Annotated in this window: 5 protein-coding genes; 3 read left to right on the plus strand and 2 right to left on the minus strand. The window is 39.9% G+C overall.

Translation table 11 applies throughout. The features are described from left to right. A partial coding sequence (locus IQ229_RS15680; RefSeq protein ID WP_194045164.1) for an ABC transporter permease occupies positions 1-821 on the plus strand: 821 nt, incomplete at its 5' end. Further along, a complete protein-coding gene (locus tag IQ229_RS15685) occupies positions 822-1973 on the plus strand; it encodes an ABC transporter permease (protein ID WP_194045166.1) in 1152 nt (383 codons plus the stop codon). Between the two features lie 308 nt (positions 1974-2281). On the opposite strand, the gene IQ229_RS15695 is transcribed toward IQ229_RS15685, so the two are convergent. Beyond that, positions 2282-3106, minus strand: a complete 825-nt coding sequence (locus tag IQ229_RS15695; RefSeq protein WP_194045168.1) for a hypothetical protein — start codon at positions 3104-3106, stop codon at positions 2282-2284. Positions 3107-3210: 104 nt separating this feature from the next. Between IQ229_RS15695 and IQ229_RS15700 the strand changes: the two genes are divergently transcribed. Beyond that, the gene (locus IQ229_RS15700) at positions 3211-4008 is read left to right on the plus strand and encodes an HAD family hydrolase (protein WP_194045169.1); all 798 of its coding nucleotides are present in this window, start codon (positions 3211-3213) and stop codon (positions 4006-4008) included. A 16-nt stretch (positions 4009-4024) separates the two neighbouring features. Here IQ229_RS15700 and IQ229_RS15705 read toward each other — a convergent pair. Continuing rightward, the coding region (locus tag IQ229_RS15705) for an FHA domain-containing protein (protein WP_194045171.1) at positions 4025-4199 on the minus strand (175 nt) is incomplete at its 5' end.

Genomic DNA, 4199 nt, shown 5'->3' on the forward strand with positions numbered 1-4199 from the left:
TAATTATCCCTCCTGATTTTTCCCGTGACTTACTAAGGCGAGGAAGTATCGCCACAGTCCAAGCCTTAATTGATGGTAGCGATGCCAATACCGCTAATATTGCCAGGGGTTATGCTAAAGCTGTTACCAATGCTTTTGTTGGAAATCTGCACAATCAACCCCCTCCTGTGGCGCTGGATGTGCGATCGCGTTTTTGGTATAACCCTGGCTTAAAAAATTTACAATATATTGGCCCTGGTGCGATCGCGATCGCTTTAACGTTATTTCCACCATTACTAGCCGGTTTAGCAACAGCCAGAGAACGAGAGCAAGGTACAATTGTCCAAGTTTATGCCTCTAGCCTCACCAGCATAGAGTACCTATTGGGCAAAGCAACGGCCTATTGGTTAGTAGGTATGGTAGAGGTTGTTTTAGTTAATGCGATCGCTCAAGTTATATTTGGTTTGAGGTTCGTAGGCGATCCCACTCCTTTATTAGTTGGTTCCACACTATATATTGCTTGTGGTGTTTTTTGGGGTATTTTTATCGGTAGCAATGTTCAATCACAAAGCGTTGTCATTGAAGCAGTGAATATTTCTGCATTTCTTTTATCACTGTTAATGTCTGGCTTTATCTACCCCATTGCTAATATTCCTTTTGCTTTGCGCTGGATATCTAATATTGTTCCATCTCGATATTATATTTTGCTGACACGTGATGCCTTCGTTAGAGGTATGGGTTGGTCTGCGATTTGGTATGCGGTAGTAGCTTTAGGATTGCTAGCTATGATCTTTTTTTTCCTGGCATGGAATAAACTACAAAAAATGCAAGTGGAGACTTAAATGTTAACAATATTTACTAACTTATTAGACAGCATTTTTGGTAGTCGATTGTGGGCGCTATTTTGCAAAGAAGTCTTCCAACTGCTACGTAATCGCCAATTAGTTTTTACAATTGTTGTTTCGCCTACTGTCTTATTACTCTTATTTGGTTTTGCATTTAATCCTAATCTCCATAATCTAAAAATTGGAATTACCGACTATAGCAAGAGTAATGCTTCACGGGAATTTATTGAGGTTTTTCATCAAGCAAATGCTTTTGTAGTTAATGATAACTATGTTAATCAGCAATCAATGATAGATAGTTTAGCGGTTGGTGAATTATCCGTTGGAATTGTGATTCCCACCGAATTTACTAATGATGTTGTTCGTAAAAATACAGCTTCAGTACAAGTTTTATATGATGCTGTAGACGCTAATACAGCCCGGATTGCTTCTAGTTATATTAATGAATTAATTAATGATTATAATTCCCGCTATTTACAACAACCATCATCAAAATTACAATCTCGACAAGCCCAAATTCAAACTTCTATCCTCTACAATCCAGGATTAAAAAGTGCTTGGTTTATCGTTCCTGGGATGATTGGTGTATTACTGACGGTGGTTGGTTCTCAGGCTGCATCATCCCTAGTCGTGCGTGAAAAAGAAGTAGGTACGCTAGAACAATTACTGATGACACCAGCTTCTAGTACAGAAATCATTCTCGCTAAAATTGCTCCACTTTTACTATTACTCACATTTGATGTTTTCGTTGCTTTAACCGTAGGAAAAATAGTTTTTAATCTCCCATTTCAAGGTAACTTTCCAGAATTTCTGTGCATAGCAGTATTGTATTTTTGGGTGAGTATTAGTATTGGCATATTTTTAGGAGCATTTGCCAAAAGTGAACAACAAGCACAATTATTGGCTTTCTTTATTATCCCATGCTTGATTCTTCTTTCTGGTGCGCCTAGTCCTACTTCTACTATGCCTTACTTTATTCAATTGCTTAGTTATTTAGACCCATTACGTTATTTTGTTGAAGTTTGTCGGGCAGTTTTACTCAAAGGTGTTGGTATCCAAATATTGTGGTTTCAGGTATTAGTTTTAATAGGTTTTGCGGTGATTTTAACATTTTTGAGTATTCGTCAATTCCGCAATCAATTACAATAATTCCTGCTGTAAATTTTTCATTGATATTTATGCCGCTTGAGCAGGAAACCAAGCCGTTCTAGCTGTGACGTGAAAGTTTCAAAAAGACTGCATGAAAGATGGCATAACTGCCCAAATTGTGGATGCAGTCTAGATCGTGAGCACAACAGCGCACAAAATATTTTAAAACGTGGGTCGGTTGGACTACTGATTCCTGCCTGTGGATGCTTAGACAGTAGTCAGCCTGTGAAGCAGAAAGAAAGTCTCATTTGTGAATTTGAGATGCTCCTGCTACATTGCTTGCAATTAGCGGTGAGAGTTGTCACAATTTATTGTCTAGCCGAGCCTGATTTTTTAATTCCAGGTGACTTTGGCGGAGTTGGAGTATTTGGTTGGCGACTAGTACGAAAAGTTACATTCACCCCTTCATTCGATTGTTCCAGTACTAGTAGAGGCGTAGGTTTAGCCTTTTGATCCCAATGCATGGTAGCAAGCCGACCTTGAATTATTGGTTGCCAACTATCTTCGTCTTCTATAGGGCTTAAATAAGTTTCTATACAATCAATAATTTGACTAATAGTCGCAGAAGTTGCTTGCGTCGGTAACTTCATTAACTTAATTTGAATCCGAAACAGCACCCGTTTAGCAGAATTTCCTGGACTACCAGTCTCATACTCGACATCAAAAATTTCATCTACTTGCCGTCCAGCGCTATTAGCAATTCCAACCGATCCAAGTTGTGCTTGACTTGGACGCAGGGCTTGAGAAATTTTTTCTTTGATCTGAATCTTTATTTGATTAAGAATTGCAAAGTGAAACACCTCCTCTGACATCCGCATCCGCAGATAATCCAGGTTAAAGTCCCGTGAGTTCACCAAATCGGGATTAGTTTCCATTTTGCGAATTGTTTCCAGCGCCAGCTTAAACTTTTTCTCTAGTTCTCTGGCACGGAATTGCTCAAACTTAAGTTTTTTCTCCAGCTTATCCATCTGGAGTTTACTAAACACAATCAAAGCAATCACTACTAAAGCCAGTCCTCCAGAAGTTACCAACAATAATGGTGGTATTTGAGGATTACTTGCTGGCACTTCCTGGGATGCCTTTTTAGTAACCTTTTTCCCAGAGGATTGGGCAAGAAACATTGAAGTGGACATGGTGGGAAACTGAACAACTTGACTCCTGATGTTTAGGATGCCCAAATCTTCAAGGTCATCTTGCTGTATGATTAATATTTTTTACAGCCTTTTACAAACCTTATATGTCCAGACATTTGAGCCTCTCTCCCCTATCTGAGGTTTCATCTACAAGCTTTAACAATATTCGTCTGATAGCCACAGATATGGATGGCACCTTAACTAGACGAGGAAAATTTACTCCCGCACTGCTACAAGCTTTAGAGGATTTAGCCGCAGCTGACATTAAAGTACTAATTGTCACCGGACGTTCTGCTGGGTGGGTAAGTGGATTGAGTAGTTTGATGCCAGTGGCAGGTGCGATGGCAGAAAATGGCGGTTTGTTCTTTCCACCTGGAAATCAGAAACCAATAGTCTTAACACCCATTCCTGATTTAGTTCAACATCGCCAGCACTTGGCTACAACTTTTGAGAATTTACAAACTAAATTTCCCCAAATCCAAGAATCTGCTGATAATCGCTTTCGCGTCACCGATTGGACTTTTTATGTAGCTGGTTTGAGTCAAGACGAACTACAAACCCTAGATAATCTCTGTCAACAAATGGGTTGGGGATTTACCTATAGCAACGTGCAGTGTCACATTCAACCCCAAGGACAAGATAAAGCCGTGGGATTGTTGCAGGTATTGCGCGAATATTTGCCCCAGTATTCATCAGAACAAATTGTTACTGTGGGCGATAGCCCCAATGATGAAAGTTTATTCGATCGGCGTTATTTTCCTATTTCTGTAGGCGTGGCAAATGTCCTGGAATATGTGAATCAATTGAAATATCACCCCGCTTACATTACCACTGCTGCCGAAGGGGAAGGTTTTTGTGAGTTATCTAGTTATATTTTGAAAAGCTTGCACATCCCAAGTTAGAGGATGTTTGAAAAGTTTAATTTATTACTAGTTTTGGCGACAGCAAAGCAGTGGTATTGACTTTTTGCCCATTCACAAAGACACCATTGGTACTGTAATCGCGGAGAATATAGTGCCCTTGTCCGTCAGTATCAATTGTGGGGTGGCGGCGAGAAACCGTAGGGGCTTCTAGAGGTAAAGTAGCATTGGGA

Source organism: Nostoc cf. edaphicum LEGE 07299, assembly GCF_015207245.1.
Lineage (GTDB): Bacteria > Cyanobacteriota > Cyanobacteriia > Cyanobacteriales > Nostocaceae > Nostoc > Nostoc edaphicum_B.